Annotated in this window: 1 protein-coding gene; it reads right to left on the minus strand. The window is 60.2% G+C overall.

Annotated features, from left to right (window positions below; translation table 11 throughout):
* Positions 1-653, minus strand: a 653-nt coding sequence (locus IEY70_RS20835; protein ID WP_189066941.1) for an ISAs1 family transposase, incomplete at both ends; no start/stop codon positions are given.

Below are 653 nucleotides of genomic sequence, written 5' to 3' on the forward strand. Positions count from 1 at the left end.
GGCCGTATCCGCGAATAGACGACGCGCAGTGTCGTCGAACATCTCCTGCACATCCTCAAACAACGTGTCCTGATTGCCCTTCAGCGCCAGAACGTACTGCGCCTGGAGGGCAATCAACTTCTTCGCCACTGTCCGCTGGGTACCCATCGCGTCGATCGTCACGACGCACCCCGCCACGTCCAGATACGCCAGTGTGTCGAGCACACTGGGCAAGGTGGAGAGTTCGTTCTGCTTACCCTTGACAGCTTGAGCACTCAGACAGAGGCCCTGCCGTGCAGCCCACACGTTCACCATGTGAATACCCTGGACTTCGTGGGCCGAAGTGCCACGGAGTCGCTTGCCGTCAATGCTGATGATGTCTCCTTCAAGGTTGCCGCCAACCGCCTGCTTGACCCAGTCCAGCGCGCTGGACTGGAAGGCGATGGGGTCGAGCTTCGAGAGGACACGTCGGAAGGTTTCATGATCGGGGACGCGCCTGAAAGTGAGAAAGCGCCGGAACCATTCCCGCTTGGACTGCACGAACGTCTGAATTTCCGGGAAGGTATCAGCGCCACTCATGACAGCGCAGAGGGCCATGACGACGATGTTCACGAGGCTGTGGTTCAGCCCACGGTGGTGTCGGTGATCCGGCAGATCGGCGAAGATCGCGGCCG

It is taken from the genome of Deinococcus seoulensis (assembly GCF_014648115.1).
In the GTDB taxonomy this organism is placed as follows: Bacteria; Deinococcota; Deinococci; order Deinococcales; family Deinococcaceae; genus Deinococcus; species Deinococcus seoulensis.